This window comes from Micromonospora parastrephiae, assembly GCF_016802865.1.
Lineage (GTDB): Bacteria > Actinomycetota > Actinomycetes > Mycobacteriales > Micromonosporaceae > Micromonospora > Micromonospora parastrephiae.
In genome coordinates, this window is record NZ_JAEVHM010000021.1 from 1 (window position 1) to 24,818 (window position 24,818).

The following is a 24,818-nucleotide window of genomic DNA, read 5'->3' on the forward strand; positions in this document are numbered from 1 at the left end:
GGCCGGCCGGGGTGTACCCGACCGGCCGGACCGCGTCCGGCGTACCAGGTCAGGCCGCGGCGGAGGTCCGCACCAGGGTGCGGATCTGGCGCAGCAGCACGGACAGGGCGGCGAGGTCCGCCCGCGACTCGTCGAACTCCCCCATCGCCCGCTGGGCGCGGTGGATCGACGTGGCGTTCGACTGCTCCCACCGCTGCACCCGCTCGTGCGGCGGCAGCTCCTCCGGAGTGGAGTCGAGCACCTCGGCGGTGAGCGCGGCCAGCGCGGCGTACAGGTCGTAGCGCAGCGCCATCCGGGCGAGGGTCTGCCAGCGGTCCTCCCTCGGCAGCAGGGAGATCTTCGACAGCAGCGAGTCCACCCGGAACAGGTCGGAGAGCACGAAGTAGACCGAGGCCACCTCCCCGACGTCCCGACCGCTGCGCGTGGCGGTCTCCACCACGTCCAGCAGGCCGAAGCTGTACATCAACCGGGTCGCCCGCTCCGCCAGTTCGCGCGGCAGCCCACGCTCGGTCATCGAGTCGATGTGCGCGACGATGGCCTGCCGCTCGCTGCCGTAGAACAGCTCCTCCAGCCCCGGCAGCAGCCGGGCCACGCCGTTGCGCAGGCGGGCGATCTCGGTCGGCACGTCGATCGGCGAGCGCCGGTTGGTGACCAGCCAGCGCACCGCGCGGTCGAGCAGTCGACGGGTGTCCAGGTAGACGCTGGTCTGCAGCTCCGGGGAGACCTTGTTGTCCAGGTCCTCGACGGCGTCCCACAGCTCACGTAGCCCGAACACCTCGCGGACCACCACGTACGCCCGGATCACGTCGGCCGCGCTGGCCGCGGTCTCCTCGACCACCCGGAAGATGAACGAGATGCCGCCCCGGTTGACCGCCTCGTTGACCAGCACGGTGGTGACGATCTCCCGACGCAGCCGCTGCCGGCCCATCCGGTCGGCGAACCGCTCGCGCATTGGCGTCGGGAAGTAGCTGACCAGGACGTCCGTCGTCCACTCCTCGTCGGCCAACCCCTCGGTGAGGATCTCCCGCTCCAGGACGATCTTCACGTACGCGAGCAGCACCGCGAACTCCGGCGCGGTCAGCCCGGACTCGTTGCGGACCGCCAGCTCCTCGTCCGGCGGCAGCGCCTCCAACGCCCGGTCCAACGCACCGGACCGCTCCAACTCGTTGATCATGCGGCGGTGCACCGGGAGCAGCGAGGCGGCCTGGGCCTGGGCGTTGTTGATCGCCCGAGCCTGGTCGTAGTTGTCCCGCAGCACCAGCTCCGCGACCTCGTCGGTCATTCCGGCCAGCAGCTCGTCCCGCTCGGCCGTGGTCAGCTCGCCGTCGGCGACCGCGGTGTTCAGCAGGATCTTGATGTTCACCTCGTGGTCGGAGGTGTCCACACCGGCCGCGTTGTCGATGAAGTCGGTGTAGATCCGACCACCGGTCAACGCGTACTCGATCCGGCCGAGCTGCGTCCAACCCAGGTTGCCGCCCTCGCCCGCCACCCGGCAGCGCAGGCTGCGCCCGTCCACCCGGATCGCGTCGTTGGACTTGTCGCCCACCTCGGCGTTGGTCTGGCTCGACGCCTTGACGTAGGTGCCGATGCCGCCGTTCCAGAACAGGTCGACCGGCGCGGTGACGATCGCCTTCATCAGCTCCTGCGGCGAGAGCTGCGTGACGTTGTCGTCCAGGCCGATCGCCGCCCGGACCTGCGGCGTGATCGGGATGGACTTGGCGGTACGCGAGAAGATGCCGCCGCCGGCCGAGATCAGCTCCGGGTTGTAGTCCTCCCACGAGGAACGGGGCAGGTCGAACAACCGCCGGCGCTCCGCGTACGAGGTGGCCGCGTCCGGGTCCGGGTCCAGGAAGATGTGCCGGTGGTCGAACGCGGCGACCAGTCGGATGTGCTCGGACAGCAGCATCCCGTTGCCGAACACGTCGCCGGACATGTCGCCGACGCCGACCACAGTGAAGTCCTGGGTCTGGGTGTCCAGGCCCAGCTCCCGGAAGTGCCGCTTCACCGACTCCCAGGCACCCCGGGCGGTGATGCCCATCTTCTTGTGGTCGTAGCCGGCGGAACCACCGGAGGCGAACGCGTCGCCGAGCCAGAAGTTGTGCGTCGTGGAGATCTCGTTGGCGATGTCGGAGAACGTCGCGGTGCCCTTGTCGGCCGCAACCACCAGGTACGGGTCGTCGCCGTCGTGCCGGACCACGTCCTCGGGCGGCACGATCTGCCCGCTGACGATGTTGTCCGTGACGTCCAGCATCGCGCCGACGAACTCCTGGTAGCAGGCGACCGCCTCGTCCCGGTCACCCGGCTTCTGCTTCAGCACGAAGCCGCCCTTGGCGCCCACCGGCACGATCACCGTGTTCTTCACCATCTGCGCCTTGACCAGGCCCAGCACCTCGGTACGGAAGTCCTCCCGACGGTCGGACCAGCGCAGCCCACCCCGGGCCACCGGCCCGAACCGCAGGTGCACACCCTCGAACCGGGGCGAGTACACGAAAATCTCGAACTTCGGTCGCGGCGCCGGCAGGTCCGGAATGGCCTGCGGGTCGAGCTTGAACGCCACGTACGCCTTCGGCCGCCCGTCGGTGCGCTTCTGGTAGAAGCTGGTGCGCAGGGTCGCCTCGATCAGCGTCAGGTACGAGCGCAGGATCCGATCCTGGTCGAGGCTCGCCACGTCGTCCAGCGCACCCCGGATCGTCTCCACCAGCTCACCGCTGCGCTGCTGCCGCTGCTCGGCGCTCATCTCGCCCGGCGCGAACCGGGTCTCGAACAGCTCCACCAGCAGACCGGCCAGCTTCGGGTACGCGATGAAGGTCTGCTCCATGTAGTCCTGGGAAAAGACCGTGCCGGCCTGCCGCAGGTACTTCGCGTACGCCCGCAGCACCACCACCTGCCGCCAGGTCAGCCCGCCGCGCAGCACCAGCTCGTTGAACCGGTCCACCTCGGCCTCACCGCGCCAGGCCGCCGCGAACGCGTTCTCCACGTGCGGGCGCACCTCGGACAGCTCGTGGTGCCCCTCGGGCAGCATCAGGCCGAAGTCGTACAGGTAGACCCGACCGTCGATCCGGTCCACCTCGTACGGGTGCTCGTCGACCACCCGGACGCCGAGCGAGTGCAGCACCGGCAGCACGGCGGAGAGCATCATCGGCTCGCCGTACCGGTAGACCTTGAACCGGACGTTCATCGTCTCGGCCAGGTCCGCGCCGGGCATCCGCGTGCCCGGCCGGGGCGCGAGCTGCTTGCGGAACAGGTGCATCTCCAGCTGGCCGGGCTCTTCCAGCAGCTCCAGCTTGGCCAGGTCCTTCATCGCCTCGTACGGCGTGTGCCCGTCCTTGTAGCCCTCCGGGAACGCGTCGGCGTACCGGGTGAACAGGTGCTTGGCCTGCTCGTCGCCGAGCTTGCGCTCCAGCACCAGCCGGTAGTCGTCGTCCCACAGTCGGGTCGCGTCGGCCAACTCCTCGGCCAGCAGGTCGGCGTCGATGTCGCCGGGCGGCCGGGTGGGGTCGGTACGGACGATGAAGTGGATGCGGGCGAGCATCGACTCGGTGACCCGGGTGGTGTAGTCCACCCCGACACCGTTCAACTCGCGCAGCAGGATGTCCTGCATCCGCAGCCGGTTCTGGGTGGTGAACCGGTCCCGTGGAAGGTAGATCAGGCAGGAGATGAACCGCCCGTACGCGTCGCGGCGCAGGAACACCCGCAGCTGCCGACGGCCCGCCATCCGCAGCACACCGACCACCGCGTGGTACAGGTCGTCGGTCTTGATCTGGAACAGCTCGTCGCGCGGGTAGGTCTCCAGGATCTGGATCAGATCCTTGCCGGAGTGGCTGCGCCGGCTCAGGCCGGAGCGGTCCAGCACCTCGGCCACCTTACGGCGCACCACCGGAAGCTCCCGGACGCTGGTGCGGTACGCGGCGGTGGAGAACAGGCCCAGGAAGCGCCGTTCGCCGATCACCTCGCCGGCGGAGTTGAAGATCTTGAAACCGATGTAGTCCAGGTACGCCGAGCGGTGCACGGTGGCCCGCGAGTTGGCCTTGGTGATGATGAGCAGGCGCTTCTCCAGCACCTTCTCGTGCGCCTCCGGCGTCATCGACGACAGCGACCGGGCCTCCGGCGAATCGGAGCGCAGGATGCCCAGACCGGTGCCGAGCACCGCCTCCAGCGCCTTGCCGTCGACCTGGTCCGCGGCGTTCCCGCCGGGAGCGTCCACCAACCGGTACTCACGGTAGCCGAGGAAGGTGAAGTGGTCGTGGGCGAGCCACCGCAGCAGCTCCACCGAGTCGGTGATGTCCTTCTCCGGCACCGGCGGACGGTTGTCCGAGGTGCGGGCCGAGGCCAGCTCGTCGGCGAGCGCGAGGGCGCGCTGACGCATCTTCGGCCAGTCCTCCACCGCCTCGCGCACGTCGGTGAGCACCCGTTGCAGCTCGCGGCGCAGCCGGTCCCGCTCGGCCGCGTCCCGGACCGGGTCGATCTCGATCCGCATCCAGCTCTCGATGATGTCGCCGGCGATCGCGTCGTCCGGCTCCACGTCGGCGGAGACCTCGGTGAGCCGGCCCAGCGGCTCGCGGCGGACCACCACCAGCGGGTGCACCAGCAGGTGCACGTCCAGGTGGTACGAGTTGAGCAGCGCGGTCACCGAGTCGACCAGGAACGGCATGTCGTCGGTGACGATCTCGACGACGGTGTGGTGCTGGTCCGCGTGCGGTTCGTGGATCCGCAGCTTCAGTTCGCCGGGCACCCGCTGCTGGGCGAGGTCCCGGTGCGCCCGGGCCGCGTCGAGCATCTCTTCCGCCGTGAAGCCGACCAGCTCCTCGTCCGGGGCGAACCGCCAGAAACGACCCACCAGGGTCGCCGCGTCCTGGTCGTCCCCGGCGAGCGCGACGGCCTGGGCTACCAGGCGCTCCGCGTTCGGTACCGGTTCGTCGAGATCGGCGTCCTCCACGTCGTCGGCCAACGCCTCGGTCGGCAGGCCCAGATCGTAGATGGTGTCGATGCTCGACCCGGTGAGGCCGGTGACGCCCGTGTCGAGTCGGCCGTAGCCGTCCCCGTCGGTCGCGGAATCGAAGCTGTCGTCGTCCCGGCCGGAGTCATCCTGCCGGAGGTCGGATTCCGGTTTGATCGCCGGACGCCGGTCCATCGGTGCCACTCCCCTCGACCCACCGCGTTGTGGGTCACTCTGCCGCCCAGCCTAGGCCCGCCGTTCTGCGCCATCGTCGGCGGACCACCGGCCGGACGTCCGGATCGGGACTTTGTCCTTTCACCCGTTGCGGGTCCGAGGTTGGCCGGTTGCGGGATACCCCGCCACGCGATGTTCATCACACCGGCGCGGTCCGTCTTTCCGCACGTATGGCCACTTCAGGGGACGTTGGGGACAGCGTTCTCGTACTACCGTGCAGGGCAGCCCGAGATCGGAAGGACCTCGCGTCATGCTCCTGTCGTACCCCCGGCCCCACCGACCGAACCCCGCCCGGCGACGGGTGGCGGCGATCACGGCGGCGCTCCTCACCGTCGGCCTCCTGGCCGCCTGCTCCGGCGACGACGGCCCGGAGCGCAGCGTGGACGCCTTCCTCGCCGGTTGGCGCAGCGGTGATCTCCAGGCGGTCGGCCTGGTCGATCCGACCGGCACCAAGCTGCCGGCCGCCGAGGTGAGCCGCGAGATCAAGGAACTCGCCGGTGAGCTGGCGGGCACCCCGCCCAAGCTGACCCGCCGCGGCGACCCGAAGGTCACCAAGGACATCGCGACCGTGACCGTCCAGGTGCAGTGGACCCTGCCCGGTCAGACCAGCTGGGCGTACGACCGGGAGGTGCGGCTCGCCCAGGGCGACGACGACCAGTGGCAGGTGATCTGGGAGCCCCGGGTCGTACACGAACAGCTCACCAAGGGTGACCGGTTGGGTTTGCGTCGCGACGCCGGTCCCCGGGCCGGGGTGCTGGACGCCGCCGGGCAGCCGATCGTCGCCCCTCGCCCGGTGATCCGGGTGGGCGTGCAGCCCGACGGGGTCGCCGACATCAAGAAGCTGGTCAAGGACCTCGACGCGGCCTTCAAGGCGATCCGTCCGGCGCTGGTCCCGGCGGTCGACCTGGCGGACCTGCCCGAGCGGGTGGCCAAGGCCAAGCCGGGCGACTTCGTCGAGGTGGTGACGCTCCGCGAGGAGGCGTACCGCCAGATCAAACCCCGGATCTACGACCTGCCCGGCACCAAGTTCGTCTCCGACAAGGTCGACCTGGCGCCGACCCGGGAGTTCGCCCGCGCGCTGCTCGGCTCGGTCGACCCGGCGCAGGCCGACGACCTGGCCGCGCACCCCGACCGGTACGTGGTCGGCGACCTGGTCGGGCACGGTGGATTGCAGGGCCGCTACGACGAGCGTCTGCGCGGCAGCCCCGGGTTGACCGTGGTCGTCGAGCGTCCCGCCGAGGGCGGCAAGCTGGAGCCCACCGGCACCGAACTGTTCCGCCGGGAACCTCAGGCCGGGCAGCCGCTCAAGACCACCCTCGACGTGGCCGCCCAGAACGCCGCCGACGGGGCGCTGCGCCCGGAGGCGCGCCGGTCCTCGCTGGTGGCGGTACGGATCAGCGACGGCGCCGTGCTCGCCGTGGCGAACGGCCCCGGGCCGGCCGGCGAGAACCTGGCCTTCAACGCGCAGGTGCCGCCCGGTTCCACGTTCAAGATGGTCAGTGCGCTCGGCCTGCTGGACCGGGGTGCGGTCACCCTCGACGGGCCGGTGGACTGCAAGAAGACCGTCACCGTCGACGGTCGGTCCTTCAAGAACTCCGACAACTTCGAGCTGGGCTCGTGCCGTTCCGCACCGACTTCGCCAAGTCCTGCAACACCGCGTTCGCCACCTTGGCGCCGAAGCTGGGTGGCGACGGGCTGGCCGCCGCCGGCCGTTCGCTGGGCCTGGAGGGCCAGTGGGACCTCGGCACCGACGCCTTCACCGGCAAGGTGTCCACGGGCGGCAGCCTCGCCGAGCAGGCCGCCGCCTCGTTCGGGCAGGGCACCACCCTGGTCAGTCCGCTGGCCATGGTCGGTGCCACCGCGGCCGTGGCCCGGGGCCGGTTCGAGCAGCCGCGGCTCCTGGTCGACCCCGCGCCGGCCAAGCCGGCCGCGGCCGGCGAACAGCTCAAGCCGGAGTCCGTCTCGGCGCTGCGCACCATGATGCGCGAGGTGGTGACCACCGGCACCGGCACCGCCCTCAAGGACGTGCCGGGCGGCGAGGTGTACGGCAAGACCGGCACCGCCGAGTACGACAACAACCCGGCCCACACCCACGCCTGGTTCGTCGGCTGGCGGGGGGACGTCGCCTTCGCCGTCTTCGTGGAGAAGGGCGGCGCCAGCACCGCCTCAGCCGTCCCGATCGCCGAGCGCTTCCTCCGCGCCCTCCCAACCACCTAACCCTCGATCACCGCCCGGGTCCCGTCAGTCCGGACCCGGGCGTGATCGACTCGATGTCGCTGACATCGCGGCATCCGAACCACTCGGACACGGCGACATCGCTGACACCGGGTCGATCACGGGCCAGCCGGGAACCGTGTCAGGCGGTGTCGGCCTTGTGGTGATCGGGGTGGTCCTCGGCCGGCGGGGACGGTCGTCGGAGCAGACCTGGGCCGGCCGAAGCGGGTGGGCCGACCGGTTCCCGCTCGACCGGAGCCGGAACGTCGGTATCAGCCGCATCGCCGCCGGAGTGGCCGATGCCGGACAGGTCTGCGGCGATGTCTCCCGCGTCGGAGGCCCCGGCCTCGGCGAGCGACCCGGTCTCGACGGACGGGTCCCGCGCGGCGACATCGACGAACGGTGACTGGCCGCCGGGCACGCTGTGCAGCCCGTCGAGCCGCTCCGAGCGTTCGGAGGCGACCGCTGAGCGGCCGTTGCCGCGTCGCGGGCCGGGGGCCGGCCGGGCCGACAGCAGTCGGGGCGGCACCGCCTCCGGCGCGGTGACCGGGGCGAGGCCGGCGACCACGGTGTTGACGATCTCGGCGGCGTACGAGCCGTCCGGGTCGTAGTCGGGGTCGAAGACGGTCAGCTCGACGCCGAGACAGTGCGGGGTGTCGACCAGGCCGGCGAGCAGGATCTCCAGCTCGGCGAAGGCGATCCCGCCCGGGTCGGGGGCGTCCACGGCGGGCATCACCGCCGGGTCGAGCACGTCCACGTCGATGTGCACCCAGTAGCCCGCGCAGTCGGCGAGCTGCTCGTGTGCCCACTGCGCCGTCCGGGCGGCGCCCTCGGCGCGCAGCGCCGGCACGGGCCGGGTGGTGATCCCCGCCGCCTGGAGGTCGAGCCGGTACTCGTCCTGCGCCCGGATGCCGAGCACCACCACGTCGATGTCCCGGAAGTAGGGTCGACGCCCCTCCAGCGCGGCCAGGTCGGCCTGCCCGCGCCCGGTGACCAGGGCCAGGTCCTCACCGGCGGCCGCGCCCACGTAGGAGGCGTTGCCGGGGTGCCGGAAGTCGGAGTGCCCGTCCACGAACACCAACCCGATCCGCCCGCCGACCGCCTCACCGAGGCGGTGCATGGCCAGCGCGGAGCCGAGCAGCACCGAGCAGTCGCCGCCCAGCACCACCGGGAACTCGCCCCGGTCGATGATCGAGCCGATCCGTTCGGCGAGCGCCAGCGAGTAGTCCGCGATCTCCCGGGCGTGGCACACGCCGTCGCCGGGCCGCCAGTCACCCGGGTCGTAGCGGGGTGGGGTGAGGCAGCCGGCGTCGCGGGCGCGCAGCCGGGCCAGCAGGTCGTGGTCGCGCAGCGCGCCGGGCGCCTTACCGCAGCCCGGAACCGACGTGGGCGTCGGTGGCCGCAGACCGAGATTTGTCGGCGCGTCGAGGACGGCGATCCGGCGCATCATGAGCTCCCGTCCTCGATGGTCGGGCGGGCCGGCCGGAACGCCGGCCCGCGCTGGCGTGCTACGAACTCAGAACAGGGCGCTGGCCAGGGCGCGGCGCGCCGACGCGACCGCCGGGTCGTCCGGGCCGGCGATGGTGAACAGCGACACCAGGTGCTGGCGGACCGTCTCCCGGTCCTCACCGGCGGTACGCCGGACCAGCCCGACCAGCCGGGCGTACGCCTGCTCGGCCAGGCCGCTGAGCACCTCGATGTCGGCGGCGAGCAGCTGCGCGGCCACGTCGTCGGGGGCACTCTCGGCGGCGGCCAGCGCGGTGGCCGGGTCGGCGCCGGCCACCCGGCGGGCCACCCCGACCTGGGCGAGGCCGGCCTCGGCCGCGGCGTCCGCCGGCGAATCGGCGAGGATCTTGCGGTACGCCCGCTCGGCGGCGTCCAGGTCGCCGCTCATCAGCGCGTCGTCCGCCTCGTCGAGGCGCGGGTCCTCCGGTTCGGCGACGGTCACGCCGCCGGCCTTGAGCACGGCCTGGAGCCACTGGCGCAGCTGCGCCTCGGGCACCACGCCGGAGAAGGCGTCGATCGGCTGGCCGCCGACCACCGCGTAGACCATGGGGATGCCCTGGACCCGGAACATCTGGGCGATCCGCGGATTTTCCTGCACGTCCACCCGGGCGAGCACCCAGGCGCCGCCGCTCTCGGCGGCCAGCCGTTCCAGCACCGGGGCGAACTCGTCGCTCTCCGGGAAGCCGGCCGCGCCGAAGAAGACGACGACGGGCATGGCCATCGACCGTTCGAGCACCTCGGACTGGATTGTGGCCTCGGTGACGTCGACGATGGCGGCGTCACCGCCGGCGGTGGGCGCGCCGGGGACGCCGGTGGACGGGCCGCCCTGCGGGGGTGTGCCCGGGCGGGTACTGGCTGGTGCGGGGCCGCGCAGCGTGCTGAGGTCGACCGCGCCGCGGGTGAAGATCGACGAGGTGATCCGTGGGTCGCTCATGGTTACCTAGTCTCGCACGCGAGCCCGGATTCTCAGGTCACCCGCAACTCCGACGTTGCAACTCTCACGCCCCACCCCCACCCCCGGCGATCGGGCATTCCTGCCATCGGACGCGGCATCCGCCGGGGCGGCCGCTGCGTGATCGACGGGGGTGGTGGTATGGGTCAGAAACGGGCCGGCTCGCGGTAGGTGCCCCACTCGGCGCGGAGGGCGTCGCAGATCTCGCCGAGGGTGGCTTCGGCGCGGACGGCGTCGAGCATGGCGGGGATCATGTTCTCGTCGGTACGGCTGGCCTCGACCATCCGGGCCACCGCCGCGCGGACCGCCGACTCGTCCCGAACGCTCTTGCGCTCGGCGAGCACACGGCGCTGCTCCAGCTCCACCTCGTGCGAGATGCGCAGGATCTCCAGCTCCTTGGCGACCGTGCCGGTGTGGCAGTTGACGCCGACGATCTTCTTGTCGCCCTTCTCCAGGGCCTGCTGGTAGACGAAGGCCGACTCGGCGATGTGCCCGGTGAACCAGCCGTCCTCGATGCCGCGCAGGATGCCGGAGGTCATCGGGCCGATCTGGTGCGGCCCCTCCCCGCCGAGCTGCCGGATCCGGGCGAAGATCTCCTCCGCCTCGGCCTCGATCTTGTCGGTCAGCGCCTCGACGTACCAGGAGCCACCGAGCGGGTCGGCCACGTTGACCACGCCGGTCTCCTCCATTAGCACCTGCTGCGTACGCAGGGCGATCTCGGCGGACTCGTCGGTGGGCAGCGCCAGGGTCTCGTCCAGCGCGTTGGTGTGCAGCGAGTTGGTCCCGCCGAGCACCGCCGCGAGGGCCTCGACGGCGGTCCGTACGACGTTGTTGACCGGCTGCTGGGCGGTCAGGGACACCCCGGCGGTCTGCGTGTGGAACCGCAGCCACAGGGCCTTCTCGCTGGTCGCGCCGTAGACGTCGCGCAGCCAGCGGGCCCAGATGCGGCGAGCGGCACGGAACTTGGCGATCTCCTCGAAGAAGTCGAGGTGCGAGTCGAAGAAGAAGCTCAACCCCGGCGCGAAGACGTTCACGTCCAGCCCCCGCGAGAGGCCCAGCTCCACGTAGCCGAACCCGTCGGCCAGGGTGTACGCCAACTCCTGCGCGGCGGTCGAGCCGGCCTCGCGGATGTGGTAGCCGGAGACCGACAGCGGCTTGTAGCGCGGGATCTCCCGGGCGCAGTACTCCATCAGGTCGCCGATCAGGCGCAGGTGCGGCTCGGGGTCGAAGAGCCACTCCTTCTGCGCGATGTACTCCTTGAAGATGTCGGTCTGCAGGGTGCCGTCCAGCTTGGACAGGTCGGCGCCCTGCCGCTCGGCGGCGACCAGGTACATGCAGAACACCGGTACGGCCGGCCCGGAGATGGTCATCGACGTGGTGACGTCGGCCAGGTCGATGCCGTCGAAGAGCGCCTGCATGTCGGTGGCGGTGTCGATGGCGACGCCGCAGTGCCCGACCTCGCCGAGCGCCTGCGGGTCGTCCGAGTCGCGGCCCATCAGCGTCGGCATGTCGAACGCGACCGATAGGCCACCGCCGCCGGCGCCGAGGATCATCTTGTAGCGCTCGTTGGTCTGCTGGGCGTTGCCGAAGCCGGCGAACTGCCGGATCGTCCAGGTCCGTCCCCGGTAGCCGGTCGGATACAGGCCCCGGGTGTACGGATACTCACCCGGCCAGCCGATCCGCTCGAAGCCCGGGTACGCGCTGCCCTCCGGCGGCCCGTAGACCGGGTCGACCGGCATCCCGGAAAGCGTGGTGAAGTCGGCGTCACGCTTGCGCGCGGCGTCGTACCGGGCCTGCCAGCGTGCCCGTCCGGCGTCGATCTCGTCGGCGTCCATGCGCAGGGCTCCTCCTCGGGTCCTCGACTGCACATCGAGTGTAGAGCCCTCGCCTGAACGATCGCTAAGTCACGCCGTACCGGCGGGTAACGCGGTCAGGCCGTGGGCGCGGTGGCGGCGCCCATCGCCACGTCGTCGACCCGGATGTTGACCTCGTCGACCCGCAGGCCGTACGCCTCGACGGCCTCGGTGACCCGGGCACGCACCTGACCGGTGATCTCCGGCACCGTCTGACCGGCCTGGATCACCAGCACCAGGTTGACCACGGCCGCGTCCCCGGTCACGTGGGCCGAGCATCCCCGGCGGGCGTCGCCCACCTGGTCCAGCCCGACCCGGTCGAGGACCGCGTTGAAGAACCGGGCGACGTCCCCACCCATCTCGGCCACGCCGGGCACCGAACTGGCCGCCGCGACGGCGATCTTCTCGATCACCTCGTCGGAGACCTGCGTCCTACCGCCAGCCGCCGCCGACGCCGTGGTCAGCTCCTGCGTCGCCTCGTGATCCATACCCACTCCCCTGCTCCTCGCGCCCGCTCCGCCGTGGGGCGGTGCGAGCCTACAAGGGCGAGGTGCCGCCGGGATGTCCCCGGTGGACGGTCAGCGGGCGAGCTGGGCGAGCAGGGTGTCCGCCGCCGCGTACGGGTCGAGGGCCCCCTCGGCCACCCTGGCGGCAAGCGTCGACAACTCCGTACCGTCGCGCAGGGAACCGATCCGGGCGCGGAGGGTGCCGAGCGCGATGGCCTCGATCTCGGCGGCGGCCCGCGCCTCCTGCCGGCGGCGCAGCTCGCCGTGTTCGACCAGCCAGCCACGGTGCTTGTCGATCGCGGCGGCGATGTCGTCGATGCCCTCACCTCGGGCGGCGATCGAGCGGACCACCTGCGGTCGCCACTGACCCGGCCCGCGCTCGCCGAGGGCGATCATGCCCTGGATGTCGCGGACGGTGGCGTCGACACCGTCCCGGTCGGCCTTGTTGACCACGAACACGTCGGCGATCTCCAGGATGCCGGCCTTGACCGCCTGGATCGCGTCGCCCATGCCGGGAGCGAGGAGCACCAGCGTGGTGTCGGCCAGCGAGGCGACCTCCACCTCGGCCTGCCCGACGCCGACGGTCTCCACCAGCACCACGTCGCAGCCGGCGCCCTCCAGCACCCGGACCGCCTGCGGCGTCGCCGCGGCCAACCCGCCGAGGTGCCCGCGGCTGGACATGGAACGGATGTAGACGCCGGGATCGGTGGCGTGGTCCTGCATTCGCACCCGGTCGCCGAGGATCGCGCCGCCGGTGAACGGGCTGGACGGGTCGACCGCCAGCACGCCCACCCGGTGCCCGCGCGTCCGCAGGGCGCGCACCAGCTCGTTGGTGGTGGTCGACTTGCCCACCCCGGGCGAACCGGTCAGCCCGACCACCTGGGCCTGCCCGGCGTACGGCGCGAGCGCGGCGGCGATCGCCGGCAGCAGCTCGTCGCCGTTCTCCACCAGCGTGATCAGCCGGGCCACCGCGCGGGGGTCGCCCGCGCGGGCCCGCTCGACCAGCATCGGTACGTCCCGACTGCGGCGCACCGACGTGGTGCCCGCCGCCGGGACGTGCTCGACCGCTTCGCTCACTGGTTCTTCTCAGCCTTACCCGGCACGTGGATGATCAGCGCGTCGCCCTGGCCACCGCCGCCGCAGAGCGCCGCCGCTCCGGTGCCGCCGCCGCGGCGCTTCAGCTCCAGCGCGAGGGTGAGCACCAGCCGGGCACCGGACATGCCGATCGGGTGCCCCAGCGCGATCGCGCCGCCGTTGACGTTGACCCTGTCCGGGTTGATGCCGAGGTCCCGGGTGGACTGGATGCCGACCTGCGCGAACGCCTCGTTGATCTCGATGAGGTCGAGGTCCTCGACGCTCAGGCCACCCTTCTTCAGGGCGTGGTTGATGGCGTTGGACGGCTGCGAGTGCAGGGAGTTGTCCGGGCCGGCGACGTTGCCGTGCGCGCCGATCTCGGCGAGCCAGGTCAGCCCCAGCTCGTTGGCCTTGGCCTTGCTCATCACGACGACGGCGGCGGCCCCGTCGGAGATCGGCGAGGAGCTGCCGGCGGTGATCGTGCCGTCCTTGGTGAAGGCGGGGCGCAGCTTGGCCAGCGACTCGACGGTGGTGTCCGGGCGGATGCCCTCGTCGTCGTTGATCACCAGTGGGTCGCCCTTGCGCTGCGGGATCACCACGGGGGTGATCTCCTCGGCGAAGTGGCCGTTCTTCTGCGCGGCGGCGGCCCGCTGGTGACTGGCGGCGGCGAAAGCGTCCTGCTCCGCGCGGGAGATGCCGTGCCTGGTGCCGAGCCGCTCGGTCGACTCGCCCATCGAGCAGCAGTCCCAGGCGTCGCTCAGCCCGTCGTGCGCCATGTGGTCCTTGACCACCACGTCGCCGTACTTGTAGCCCGAGCGCTGGCCCATCAGCAGGTGCGGGGCGTTGGTCATCGACTCCATGCCGCCAGCCACCACGATGTCGAACTCGCCGGCCCGGATCAGCTGGTCGGCCAGGGCGATCGCGTCCAGGCCCGAGAGGCAGACCTTGTTGATGGTCAGCGCCGGCACGGACATCGGCACGCCGGCCTCGACGGCCGCCTGCCGGGCCGGAATCTGGCCGGCCCCGGCCTGGAGCACCTGCCCCATGATCACGTACTGGACCTGGTCGGGGCTGACGCCGGCACGCTCCAGGGCCGCCTTGATCGCGATCCCGCCGAGCTCCGTGGCCGGGAGGTCCTTGAGGTTGCCCAGCAGCCGCCCCATGGGGGTGCGCGCGCCGCTGACGATCACCGAAGCCATGCCTGCCTCCGAGGGGGGTGCCGAGCTGTACGCCTTAACGATTGTTCGGCCAGACTAACGCCATGGCTGAGAACTCCCCCGCCGAGCCCGGTGCGGACTACGTCACAGACATCGGGCTTCGCAAGATTGACCACGTCGGGATCGCCGTGGCCGACCTGGACGACGCGATCGACTTCTACCAGCGGACGTTCGGGATGCGCTGCGTACACGTCGAGACCAACGCCGAGCAGGGCGTCCGGGAAGCGATGCTGGCCGTCGGGCCGACCACCGAGGGTGGCTGCGTGCAGCTGCTCGCCCCACTCACCCCGGAGTCGACGATCGCGAAGTTCCTGGATCGCAACGGGCCGGGCGTGCAGCAGGTCGCGTACACCGTGGCGGATATCGACGCGGCCTGCGCGGCGCTGCGTGAGCGGGGGGTACGGCTGCTCTACGACGAGCCCCGGCGCGGCACCGCGGACAGCCGGATCAACTTCGTGCACCCGAAGGACGCCGGCGGCGTCCTGGTGGAACTAGTCGAACCAGCCTCCACCCCCCACTGACCCGCCCCCGCCCTGGTGATCAAGAAGTTTGCGTCGTCCTGCGCCTCGCAGGTGACCGAAACCTCTTGATCACCAGGGTTGTCGGCGCTTCAGGCCGCCCCCGGCGCACGTCAGTGCGCGGTTGGCGGGGTGGCCGGACACCTTCACGCATCGGCCGATGCAGTTTTTCACAGAGGACTTCCGGCTTTAGCTACCGTTCAGTAACGTCCCGGCCCACAGGAGCGCGACCGGTGTCGGATGTGTCGAATGCCGACATGGCGGTCGTGCCCACCGGCGCCGACGATGGCAGCACCCGGGCCCGTGCGGGTGCGGACGAACCGGAGGTCACCGTGCAGGACATCCTCGAAGCGATCATGGCGGCGGAGGAATCGAACGATCCGGACCGCGAGCTGGCCGGCGTCGCCGGGCTGCCCGTACCGGAGAGCTACCGGGGTGTGGTCGTCCGCGCCGAGGAGGCCCGGATGTTCGACGGCATGGCCACCCGGGACAAGGACCCCCGCAAGGCGTTGCACGTGCAGGAGGTGCCGACCCCGGAACTCGGGCCGGGCGAGGCCCTGGTCGCCGTGATGGCGAGCGCGATCAACTACAACACGGTGTGGACCAGCATCTTCGAGCCGGTGTCCACCTTCAAGTTCCTCCAGCGCTACGGCCGGATCTCCGAGCTGACCCGCCGGCACGACCTGCCGTACCACGTGGTCGGCTCGGACGCGGCCGGCGTGGTGCTGCGCACCGGCCCCGGGGTGACCCGCTGGGTGGCCGGCGACGAGGTCGTCGCGCACTGCCTCTCCGTCGAGTTGGAGGACGCGGCCGGGCACGACGACACCATGCTCGACCCGCAGCAGCGGATCTGGGGCTTCGAGACCAACTTCGGTGGGCTGGCCGAGCTGGCCGTGGTCAAGGCCAACCAGCTGATGCCCAAGCCGCGCCACCTGACCTGGGAGGAGGCGGCGAGCCCCGGGCTGGTCAACTCGACCGCGTACCGCCAGCTCGTCTCGCACCACGGGGCCAACATGAAGCAGGGCGACGTGGTGCTGATCTGGGGCGCGTCCGGTGGCCTCGGCGGGTACGCCACCCAGATGGCGCTCAACGGCGGCGCGATCCCGGTCTGCGTCGTCTCCTCGCCGGAAAAGGCCGAGCTGTGCCGCAGCATGGGCGCGGAGCTGGTCATCGACCGGGCCGCGGAGGGCTTCCGCTTCTGGAAGGACGAGGAGACCCAGGACCCGGACGAGTGGCGGCGCTTCGGCGAACGGATCCGTGAGCTGACCGGCGGCGAGGACCCGGACATCGTCTTCGAGCACCCGGGCCGGGAGACGTTCGGTGCGAGCGTCTACGTGGCACGGCGCGGCGGGACCATCGTCACCTGCGCCTCCACCAGCGGCTTCCAGCACCAGTACGACAACCGCTACCTGTGGATGCACCTGAAGCGGATCGTCGGCAGCCACTTCGCCAACTATCACGAGGCGTGGCAGGCCAACCGTCTGGTCGCGCTCGGCAAGGTGCACCCGACCGTGTCGCGCACGTACCCGTTGGAGCAGACCGGCCAGGCGGCGTACGAGGTGCACCGCAACGCCCACCAGGGCAAGGTCGGGGTGCGCTGCCTCGCCCCGGCCGACGGTCTGGGTGTCCGGGACGGGGAGCTGCGGGCCCGGCACGAGGACGCGATCAACCGGTTCCGGGGGCACTGACCGGGCCACCGGCCGCACGGGTGAGCAGCGGACGGTCAATGCGGTGATCGGCCATTGTTCTTCCACCCCCATTAGCGCGACACCGCTTCGGATCGAACAAAGGGCCGCGGGACATCCCGTGGCCCTTTTCCATGTCACGCTGCGTGGCGTCCGTCCCGCCCGGGACCTGCCAAGATCGGCGATTGGTCCGGCATCGTCGAACGCGGCAGTTGACCATGTAAAGAGGACACGAAAGCTCCGCACCGCTCTTGCGAAGCACCCTGGGGCGTCTGCCAGTATGTCCCAATGCCCCAGCAGCAGTCCTCCCCTCTCGCGTTCTTCGATAACGCGAACTCGCAGCCAGATTTCACCGTTGGCCTGCGCGGATACAACACTCACCAGGTCGATGACTTCCTCGGCCGGATGACCGCCGCGCTGACCCAGTCCGAGCAGGCCCGTGCCGAGGCCGAGCAGCGGATGAACGACGCCCAGCGTCGGCTCCGCCAGGCCGAGCAGCGCATGAGTGCGCTGGAGCAGAAGCTCGCCGACACGAACAAGCAGCTCGAAGAGAACAGCCGACCCACCCTCTCCGGGCTCGGCACCCGCGTCGAGCAGATCCTCCGGCTCGCCGAGGAGCAGGCCAACGACCACCGCAACGAGGCCAAGCGCGAGTCGGAGGGCATCCTCTCCGCCGCCCGCCTCGAGGCCCGTGAGATCACCGACAAGGCCCGCGCCGAGGCCGCCGCCATGAAGGCGAGCGCCGAACGCGAGGCCGGCAACCTGCGCACCGCCGCCGAGCGCGAGGCCGCCGAGGTCCGGGTGCAGGCCCGCCGCGAGGCCGACACGCTGCGCGCGGACGCCGACCGCGAGACCAAGCAGCTGCGTACGGTCACGGCGCACGAGGTGGCCGAGCTGAAGTCGACCGTGGAGCGGGAGGTTGCCACCCTGCGCGCCACCGCCGAGCGGGAGATCACCCAGCAGCGGGCCAAGGCCGCCCGCGAGGCCGAGGAGAAGCGCGCCGAGGCGACCAAGCTGCTCACCGACGCCCGCGACAAGCGCGACAAGGACCTCCAGGCTCTCGAGCTCCAGTTGGCCGAGCGGCGGGAGAAGGCGGAGCGCGAGGAGTCCGAGCGGCACGCCGCGCAGGTCGCGCAGACCCAGAAGCTGGTCAGCGAGGCCGAGCAGCGGGCACGGGCCGCGCAGGAGCGGGCCAAGGAGATCGAGCAGCGCGCCGAGGCCCGTCGGGTCGAGTCGGAGCGCAACGCCGCCGAGACGGTGGACAAGGCCAAGGCCCTGTCCGAGAAGACGCTCAACGAGGCCAAGGCCGAGTCGCAGCGCCTGCTCACCGAGGCCCGCACCGAGGCGGAGCTGACCACACAGGCCGCCCGTCGCGAGGTCGAGGACCTCACCCGGCAGAAGGACGCGGTCACCTCGCAGCTCGGCCAGATGCTCTCCGGGCTCGCCGGCATCGTGCCCGGTGTGCCGGCGTCGGCCGCTCCGGCGGCCAAGCCGGAGGCCAAGAAGACCGATGGCGATCAGGAGCGGGTCACCGCGGAGACCGCCGGCTGACGCCAGGCGTCAGGTCGGGGCATCGACGCGCGAGGTGACACCGGGTAACCGGTGTGACCTCGCGCCGTATGCGTTTCCCAGCCCTTGGCATTCCGTGCCGAGAATGGAGTGAACTAGCTCCCACAAGGGCCGTCCGTATCGCCCCAGCCGGGGCCGATGCGTGTGAGGATGGGGGCATGTCGCACGGCGAGGAACTGTTCGCTCTCGGCGGGGACGTGACGACGGAGCCCAGCTTCGAGTCCGCTCTGCGGGGGTACGAGAAGAAACAGGTCGACCGGTATGTCGCGCGTGCCGAGCACGAGATCGCGACCCTCGCCGCCGAACGGGAACAGGCCTACACACAGATCCACAAGCTCGCCGGCCAGGTCGAGGTGCTCCAACGCGACCTCACCCAGGTACGCAAGCAGATGAATGTGGTGGACCGGGCGTCCTTCCGACACCTGGGCCCCCGGGTCGAGTCGATCCTCACCCTCGCCGAGGAGCAGGCCGAGCAGATCGTGTCGGCGGCCACCGAGGAGATCGAGGCCCGCCGTGCCGCCGCCGAGCACATCATCGAGGAGGCCCGCGAGCAGGCCGCGCGGGCGCTGAAGGACTTCGAGATCGCTCTCGCCGCGCGGCGCACGGAGGAGGAGCGGCACACCGCCACCCGGCGCGCCGAGGCGGAGGCGACGCTCCAGTCGGCGAAGGACGAGTCGGCGAAGCTGCGCAAGGCGGCACAGGACGCGTTGGCGAAGGCCCAGCAGGAGGCCACCCAGCTGCGGGACACCGCCAAGGAGATCCACACCCGGGCCCAGCAGGAGTCCACCAAGCTGCGCGAGGCGGCCCGCGAGGCGCTGACCACCGCCCGGCAGGAGGCCGGCGAGCTACGCGACGCGGCCAAGGAGGTGCACGCCAAGGCCCAGCAGGAGGCCAAGCGGCTCACCGACACCGCGACCGAGGCGGGTCGGGCCACCCATGCCAAGGCGCAGCAGGAGGCCAAGCAGATCATCGACGACGCGTCGATGGCCGGCCGGGCCACCCGGGCCAAGGCGCAGCAGGAGGCGGAGCGGCTGACCACGCAGGCCAGCGAGTCGGCCAAGCGGCACCGGGCCGAGACCGAGGCGTACGTCCAGCGGATGCGCACCGAGACCGAGTCGTACGTCAAGAACGCCCGCGCGCAGACCCAGCAGGAGCTGGGCGCCTGGCGCGCCGGGGTGGAGCAGGAGGTCAACTCCCGGCGGGAGGCGGCCGACCGGGAGCTGGCCCAGCGGCGGTCCACGGCCGAGCAGGAGTACGCGAAGCGCCGCGACGAGCTGGAAAAGCAGTACAAGTCCCGCCAGCAGGAGTTGGATGCCGGGTTCACCAGTCGTCAGCAGGAGTTGGAGTCGGGCTTCACGGCTCGCCAGGACGAGCTGGAGACCGAATACGCGACCCGCAAGGACGCGCTGGAGACCGAGTACACCGCCCGCAAGAACGAGATCGAGCAGGGCGCCGAGTCGATCCGCCAGGCGGCCGAGCGGGACGCGTCGGCCATGCGCCAGCGCGCCGAGTCGGAGGCCGCCGAGCTGCTGAGCCGGGCCGAGACCGAGGCGGGCGACAAGCGCCGCAAGGCCGACGAGCACGTCGCGGCCTCGCGCCGCCAGTTCGAGGAGTACGCGGCCACCACCCAGCAGCACCTCGCCACCACCCAGCAGCACCTCGCGGCCACCCAGCAGGAGGCGGCGGCCGGCCGGCAGCAGCTCGCCCACGTGATGTTGGAGATCGCGCAGGCCCAGCAGCAGCTCGCCGACCTGCGGCAGGAGACCTGGAAGTCCCGACAGGAGTCCGACGAACTCCAGCGGCAGATGGCTGAGCTGCGGTTGCAGAGCACCGCCGGGCCGCTCGACGGCCCGACCGCGCCAACCACCGGCGATGCCGCGCCCACCGAGGTCGAGGTCGAGGTCGAGGCCGGAGCGGCCACGCCGGTGGCGGCCGGGTTGAAGGCCGAGCCCGCCGACACCAGGCAGCCGGTGAACGCCGCAGCGGAGGACGCCGGGCAGTCGACGACCCGGCCGGTGGCCGAGCCGGTGACCACGGTCGACGGCGGCGCGGCGAGCGCGGGCGTGGACGGTGAGCCGACCGTGGCCGCCGTGCCGGGCGAGGGTGGCCGGGGCGCCAAGCCCACCAAGATCACCAGCACCGGTGAGAACGGCAAGCGGCCCACCAAGCCGACCACCGACGAGCGCAGCGCCAAGCCGAGCAAGGTCACGATCGAGAAGGACTGACGGGTACGCCCCGACGGGGCCCCCACCTCCTGATCGACAGGACATCGCCGATGTGGGGCTGTCCCGCCGCCCGGACACCCCCATGTCGGCGATGTCGAGTGGAGGGCATGTCGGGTCGGGCACATGGAGCACCAGATTGCCCTCGTGGTCGACGGCGGCCATGAAGTGGCTAGTCTGCTGGCGCGCCGCCCGTCGTTTCACCGCCTGACCCGGAGGTTCTGGTGCCGCAGCAGGACCCGTCGGCCGACGGCCCGGACGTGAGCCCCGGTCCGCCGCCCCCCGAGACACCGCCGCCGGTGCCGGTCCCCGCCCCGGGCGTCGACCCGGACGAGCCGCCGGCGGTCCCCTCCGGGAAGTTCGGCACCCCGGGGCGTCCGCTGCGGCGCAGCAGCTTCCTGATCGGCTTCACCGGCGCGTTGGGCGTGCTGCTGGCGTACACCCTCTATCTGGGGATTCGCAACGCCGGCGGCATCCTGGTGCTGGTGGTGATCGCGCTCTTCCTCGCGGTCGGCCTCAACCCGGCGGTGGTGCGACTACGCGGCTGGGGCGTGCCGCACGGCCTCGCTGTCGCGGTGGTCGCGTTGACCGTGGTGCTGCTGCTCTGCGGCGGCGTGGTGGCGCTGGTCCCGCCCATCGTGACCCAGTCCGGGCAGTTCATCGACCAGATCCCGAGCCTGCTCGACGAGTTGCGCCGCAACCCGACGGTCAACGACCTGGTGGAGCGGTACGACGTGGTGGAGCGGGTGCGGGGCGCGGCCAACGCCGACACCATCGGTCGGGCGCTCGGCGGGGTGCTCGGTGGTGCGCAACTGATCTTCGGCACGGTGTTCCGGACGCTGACCGTGCTGGTGCTGACCATCTACTTCCTGGCCTACTTCAACCGGCTGCGTTCCCTGGGCTACGCGCTGGTGCCCCGGTCGCGGCGGGAGCGGGTGCAGCTGATCGGCGACGAGATCCTGGCCAAGGTCGGCGCCTACATGGTCGGAGCCCTGAGCATCGCGGTGCTCGCCGGCGCGACAACCTTCGTGTTCGCGTTGATCGTCGGGCTGCCGTACCCGTTCGCCCTGGCCGTGGTGGTCGCGGTGACCGACCTGATCCCGCAGATCGGCGCCACCCTGGGCGCGGTGATCGTGAGCCTGGTCGGCTTCGCCGCCGACCTGCCCACCGGCATCGCCTGCGCGGTGTTCTTCCTCATCTACCAGCAGGTGGAGAACTACCTGATCTATCCGAAGGTGATGCGGCGCTCGGTGGAGGTCAACGAGGTGGCCGCCCTGCTGGCCGCGCTGCTCGGGGTGGCCCTGCTGGGTGTGGTGGGCGCGCTGATCGCCATCCCGACGGTGGCCGCGCTGCAACTGATCCTGCGTGAGGTGGTGCTGCCCCGCCAGGAGACGCGCTGACCGATCCCGACGGTCAGCCGGCCTGGCCGGCGGCCGGCCCGGGGACGGGCGTGTCGGCGAAGGCGGCCACCGTCCGGTCGGCGTACGCGCTGACGTCGCCGGCCTCCATCGGGCCGTCCCAGGTGGTCGGCAGCGGCACCTCGACCGCGGGGTTGACCCGGCGGACGATCTCGTCGAGCACGGTCTCCGCGTCGCCGACCCAGAGGTGCTTGGCGCCCGGCACCCCGACGACCTCGGCCTGCGGCACGGCCGCGAACCGTTCCCGGGCCTCCGCCGGCCGCAGGTAGTCGTCGAACTCCGGTACCAGTGCCACCAGCGGCCGACCGGAGCCAGCCCAGGTGGTCAGGTCGTCCGGTGTCGAGAAGCGCAGCGGCGGGGAGAGCAGGATCGCCCCGGCGACGGCCGGGTCGCACCCGTGCTTCAGGGCCAGGTCGGTGCCGAACGACCAGCCGACCAGCCAGATGTTCGGCAGTTCGGCGAACTCCGCGTACTCGATGGCGGCGGCCACGTCGAAGCGTTCGCCCACGGCGCCGTCGAAGGCCCCCTCGCTGGTGCCGCGCACACTGCTGGTGCCCCGGGTGTTGAACCGCAGCACGGCCAGGTCGGCCAGCGCGGGCAGCCGCCAGGCCGCCTTGCGGAACACGTGGCTGTCCATCATTCCGCCGTGTGTGGGCAGCGGGTGCAGGCAGATCAGGGTGGCGGCCGGCGGTCGCTCCGCCGGCAGGGCCAACTCGCCGACCAGCCGCAGACCGTCGGCGGTGTGCAGCTCGATGTCCTCCCGGCGACCGGGCAGGATCGACGACGCGCGGATCGGTGTGCTCACCGCCCAAGTCTGTCGCGAAGTCGCCGCCGCCGCCCGCCCGGGCGGAGAGAGGGTGACCCAGGTCGCTAAGCCGTGGCGCGGGGCGCCCCGGCCGGGTCGCTGAGCCGTGGCGCGGGGCGCCCGGCCGGATCGCTCAGTAGCGCGGGCTGCCCCGGCCGCGCTGCACCGCCGGACCGCGCCGCTCCCGGGCACGCCAGCAGCCGCTGTGCCAGTGCCGCCGGTCGGTCAGATCACCCAGGCCGTCCGCCGGCCAGGCCACCAGATGCGCCACCCCGGGTCGGATCTCCTGGTCACAACCGGGGCAGCGGTACGTCTTGACCGACGCGCCCGCCCCGATGCCGCGTACCTGCCAGGCGCCGTCGGTCCACTGCTGCACCGAGGCGACACCCTGCCGGACCCGGTCGGCGTCCAGGTTGGCGTTCTCGTCCCGACGAGGGCGATTGCGACGGGGGCTCACAGTCACCAAGCGTACGGTCACTCCGGCGGGACGGTCCGACGGCCGGCCCGCCCGACGGCCAGAGTCACTCCCAGCTCTCCGGCCGCGTCGGGTCCGCGGGGAATTTCACCCCCGCCAGCAGCAACGTCGCGTCCGCCTCGGTGAAGATGTGCGGCGGCGCTTCGCCGTGCCAGGGCCAGCCGAAGTCGGCGACCACCGTCGTGCCGGGGACGCCGACCAGCTCCAGCCTCGTCCCCTTTGCGGAGAGCACCGCGGGTCGGCCGGCGATGGTCCGATCTGCCCCGGTCTGGGCGCCCGCTCCGCTCGCGTACCGGTACTGCACGCTCATCGTCTCGGTATCGGCACGTTGAAGCGCGAATCGGGCGGTGACCAACCGCGGGTACGAGGTGATGTCAACCGAGCAGACGGTGACCCTCGCGCGCTGGGGCAGGGCGTCGAGCCGTAGCGGCCCGGCGCACCGGCGCGCCTCGTTCCAGCGCAGGGCGTCGACCGCCTGCTCCAGCACGGCCCGGTCTCCGTGCAGCATGACGGCACGGGCGTACAGGCCCGGTGCGGGCTGCCACATCTTGACCAGCCCACGGGGCATGCCGGCCGTCGACCGCACCCTGCCGTCGAAGGTCTGCGGGCCCGGTTCGGTCGCGTCGAAGGAGACACCGTCGATCTCGACGCTGGTGGGCAGTTCGGCGGACCTGGCCACATCGACGCGCACCGGTTCGCCGCCCGGCACACCGAGCCGTACGGTCTCGACCTGATCCCTGATCACCTCCCAGCCGAGGTAGCGGGCCCGAGCCGGGTCGACGCCGAGGTGCAGCACCTGCGGATCAGCACCCACCAGTGCCGGGTCCGCGGCGGCGCCGGGCACCCCGTCGGCGCGCGGTGGCACCGGGGGGACCACGGCGGGCGTGGCGGTGGTCCAGGGCATGCGGCCGGCCAGCCCGTCGAGGCCCGACCCGGTCACTCCGACAAGGCCGAGGGCCCCGACCAGGGACAGGGCTGCACCTGCGGCGACTTTGCGGTGCAGCTGCCGGCGGCGCCCCCGGGCGCGGGAACCCCGCAGGAGCCGGTCGGTGTCCACGTCACCCTCGGCACGCTCCCGCAGGGTTCGGACGATCTGTTCGGCAAGGTCCGTCACGGCCGGCTCCCGTTCGTGGCCGGGGCATCGCAGCGCTCCCGGAGGTTGGCGAACGCCCGCATCGCGTGGGTGCGGACGGTGACCGGCGAGCAGTCCAGGATCTGGGCGATCGTCGCGTCGTCGAGGTCCTCGTAGTAGCGCAGCACCAGCACCGCCCGCTGGCGGTCCGGCAGGTCGCGGATGAGCCGCCACATCTCGTCCCGGTCGGCCACCTCACCGCTGAGGTCGCCACGCTGCGGTCGGTCGACGACGGTGTCGATGGCCAGCTCCCGGTTCGACCGGCGGCGCCACCAGGAGTTGTTGGCGTTGACGAGCATCCGGCGCACGTACACGTCGGGCCGGTCGGCCCGGGCGATCCTGCGCCAGTGCACGTAGGCCCGGGACAGCACCTCCTGGGTGAGGTCCTCGGCCCGGTGCTCGTCGCCGGTCAACAGCCGCGCCAGCCGAACCAGGGCCGGGCCACGGCTGGCGACGTACTCCTCGAAGGTCACACCATGCAGACGCGGCCGGGACCCTCCGG

The 24,818-nt window shown here is 71.7% G+C and carries 16 protein-coding genes and 1 pseudogene; 6 read left to right on the forward strand and 11 right to left on the reverse strand.

What is annotated here, in order from left to right; translation table 11 throughout:
* Positions 1 to 49 precede the first annotated feature (49 nt).
* Positions 50 to 5,131 carry an NAD-glutamate dehydrogenase gene (locus JNW91_RS07210; protein ID WP_203174126.1) on the reverse strand — a complete coding sequence of 1,694 codons (5,082 nt, stop codon included), beginning with the start codon at positions 5,129 to 5,131 and terminating at the stop codon, positions 50 to 52.
* A gap of 289 nt (positions 5,132 to 5,420) precedes the next feature.
* Here JNW91_RS07210 and JNW91_RS07215 point away from each other — a divergent pair.
* Positions 5,421 to 7,387, forward strand: a pseudogene (locus JNW91_RS07215) (penicillin-binding transpeptidase domain-containing protein).
* A gap of 139 nt (positions 7,388 to 7,526) precedes the next feature.
* Here JNW91_RS07215 and JNW91_RS07220 read toward each other — a convergent pair.
* From JNW91_RS07220 to JNW91_RS07245, 6 genes are all read right to left on the reverse strand, one after another.
* Positions 7,527 to 8,834, reverse strand: a complete 1,308-nt coding sequence (locus tag JNW91_RS07220) for an arginase family protein (RefSeq protein WP_203174127.1) — start codon at positions 8,832 to 8,834, stop codon at positions 7,527 to 7,529.
* Between the two features lie 66 nt (positions 8,835 to 8,900).
* The gene (locus JNW91_RS07225) at positions 8,901 to 9,824 is read right to left on the reverse strand and encodes a tetratricopeptide repeat protein (protein ID WP_203174128.1); all 924 of its coding nucleotides are present in this window, start codon (positions 9,822 to 9,824) and stop codon (positions 8,901 to 8,903) included.
* Between the two features lie 164 nt (positions 9,825 to 9,988).
* On the reverse strand, positions 9,989 to 11,677 hold the full coding sequence (locus JNW91_RS07230; protein WP_203174129.1) for an acyl-CoA mutase large subunit family protein: 1,689 nt from the start codon (positions 11,675 to 11,677) through the stop codon (positions 9,989 to 9,991).
* Positions 11,678 to 11,772: 95 nt separating this feature from the next.
* Entirely contained in the window at positions 11,773 to 12,183 is a 411-nt protein-coding gene (locus JNW91_RS07235) for an Asp23/Gls24 family envelope stress response protein (protein WP_203174130.1), read from the reverse strand.
* A gap of 90 nt (positions 12,184 to 12,273) precedes the next feature.
* A complete protein-coding gene (meaB, locus tag JNW91_RS07240; protein ID WP_238424537.1) occupies positions 12,274 to 13,209 on the reverse strand; it encodes a methylmalonyl Co-A mutase-associated GTPase MeaB in 936 nt (311 codons plus the stop codon).
* Positions 13,210 to 13,274: 65 nt separating this feature from the next.
* Positions 13,275 to 14,474 (reverse strand): acetyl-CoA C-acetyltransferase, encoded by a 1,200-nt coding sequence (locus tag JNW91_RS07245; RefSeq protein WP_203174132.1) that lies wholly within the window; start codon positions 14,472 to 14,474, stop codon positions 13,275 to 13,277.
* Between the two features lie 62 nt (positions 14,475 to 14,536).
* On the opposite strand from JNW91_RS07245, the gene mce reads away from it, so the two are divergent.
* From mce to JNW91_RS07270, 5 genes are all read left to right on the forward strand, one after another.
* Complete coding sequence (mce, locus tag JNW91_RS07250) at positions 14,537 to 15,013, forward strand: methylmalonyl-CoA epimerase (protein WP_203174133.1); 477 nt, start codon at positions 14,537 to 14,539, stop codon at positions 15,011 to 15,013.
* 329 nt (positions 15,014 to 15,342) lie between these two features.
* Positions 15,343 to 16,698, forward strand: coding sequence for a crotonyl-CoA carboxylase/reductase (gene ccrA / locus JNW91_RS07255; RefSeq protein WP_203174163.1), 1,356 nt, complete (start codon positions 15,343 to 15,345; stop codon positions 16,696 to 16,698).
* 285 nt (positions 16,699 to 16,983) lie between these two features.
* Positions 16,984 to 18,246, forward strand: a complete 1,263-nt coding sequence (locus tag JNW91_RS07260; RefSeq protein ID WP_203174134.1) for a DivIVA domain-containing protein — start codon at positions 16,984 to 16,986, stop codon at positions 18,244 to 18,246.
* A 176-nt stretch (positions 18,247 to 18,422) separates the two neighbouring features.
* The gene (locus JNW91_RS07265; RefSeq protein ID WP_203174135.1) at positions 18,423 to 20,489 is read left to right on the forward strand and encodes a coiled-coil domain-containing protein; all 2,067 of its coding nucleotides are present in this window, start codon (positions 18,423 to 18,425) and stop codon (positions 20,487 to 20,489) included.
* A 296-nt stretch (positions 20,490 to 20,785) separates the two neighbouring features.
* Complete coding sequence (locus tag JNW91_RS07270; protein WP_203174164.1) at positions 20,786 to 21,886, forward strand: AI-2E family transporter; 1,101 nt, start codon at positions 20,786 to 20,788, stop codon at positions 21,884 to 21,886.
* A 13-nt stretch (positions 21,887 to 21,899) separates the two neighbouring features.
* On the opposite strand, the gene JNW91_RS07275 is transcribed toward JNW91_RS07270, so the two are convergent.
* The 4 genes from JNW91_RS07275 to JNW91_RS07290 form a co-directional block, all read right to left on the reverse strand.
* A complete protein-coding gene (locus JNW91_RS07275) occupies positions 21,900 to 22,709 on the reverse strand; it encodes an alpha/beta hydrolase (protein ID WP_203174136.1) in 810 nt (269 codons plus the stop codon).
* Between the two features lie 133 nt (positions 22,710 to 22,842).
* Positions 22,843 to 23,172: a hypothetical protein gene (locus tag JNW91_RS07280; RefSeq protein WP_203174137.1), complete on the reverse strand. Its 330-nt coding sequence runs from the start codon at positions 23,170 to 23,172 to the stop codon at positions 22,843 to 22,845.
* Positions 23,173 to 23,230: 58 nt separating this feature from the next.
* Positions 23,231 to 24,298 carry a hypothetical protein gene (locus tag JNW91_RS07285; RefSeq protein WP_203174138.1) on the reverse strand — a complete coding sequence of 356 codons (1,068 nt, stop codon included), beginning with the start codon at positions 24,296 to 24,298 and terminating at the stop codon, positions 23,231 to 23,233.
* On the reverse strand, positions 24,295 to 24,789 hold the full coding sequence (locus JNW91_RS07290) for a SigE family RNA polymerase sigma factor (RefSeq protein ID WP_203174139.1): 495 nt from the start codon (positions 24,787 to 24,789) through the stop codon (positions 24,295 to 24,297). The genes JNW91_RS07285 and JNW91_RS07290 overlap by 4 nt, the downstream gene beginning before the upstream one ends.
* Between the last annotated feature and the right edge of the window lie 29 nt (positions 24,790 to 24,818).

Bases quoted from the DNA above. Each gene is read 5' to 3' on its own strand.
- JNW91_RS07225 (WP_203174128.1), bottom strand. From the start codon at position 9,824: ATGAGCGACCCACGGATCACCTCGTCGATCTTCACCCGCGGCGCGGTC.
- JNW91_RS07260 (WP_203174134.1), top strand. From the start codon at position 16,984: ATGCCCCAGCAGCAGTCCTCCCCTCTCGCGTTCTTCGATAACGCGAAC.
- meaB (WP_238424537.1), bottom strand. From the start codon at position 13,209: ATGCTGGTCGAGCGGGCCCGCGCGGGCGACCCCCGCGCGGTGGCCCGG.
- JNW91_RS07245 (WP_203174132.1), bottom strand. From the start codon at position 14,474: ATGGCTTCGGTGATCGTCAGCGGCGCGCGCACCCCCATGGGGCGGCTG.
- JNW91_RS07235 (WP_203174130.1), bottom strand. From the start codon at position 12,183: ATGGATCACGAGGCGACGCAGGAGCTGACCACGGCGTCGGCGGCGGCT.
- JNW91_RS07230 (WP_203174129.1), bottom strand. From the start codon at position 11,677: ATGGACGCCGACGAGATCGACGCCGGACGGGCACGCTGGCAGGCCCGG.
- JNW91_RS07220 (WP_203174127.1), bottom strand. From the start codon at position 8,834: ATGATGCGCCGGATCGCCGTCCTCGACGCGCCGACAAATCTCGGTCTG.
- mce (WP_203174133.1), top strand. From the start codon at position 14,537: ATGGCTGAGAACTCCCCCGCCGAGCCCGGTGCGGACTACGTCACAGAC.
- JNW91_RS07210 (WP_203174126.1), bottom strand. From the start codon at position 5,131: ATGGACCGGCGTCCGGCGATCAAACCGGAATCCGACCTCCGGCAGGAT.
- JNW91_RS07265 (WP_203174135.1), top strand. From the start codon at position 18,423: ATGTCGCACGGCGAGGAACTGTTCGCTCTCGGCGGGGACGTGACGACG.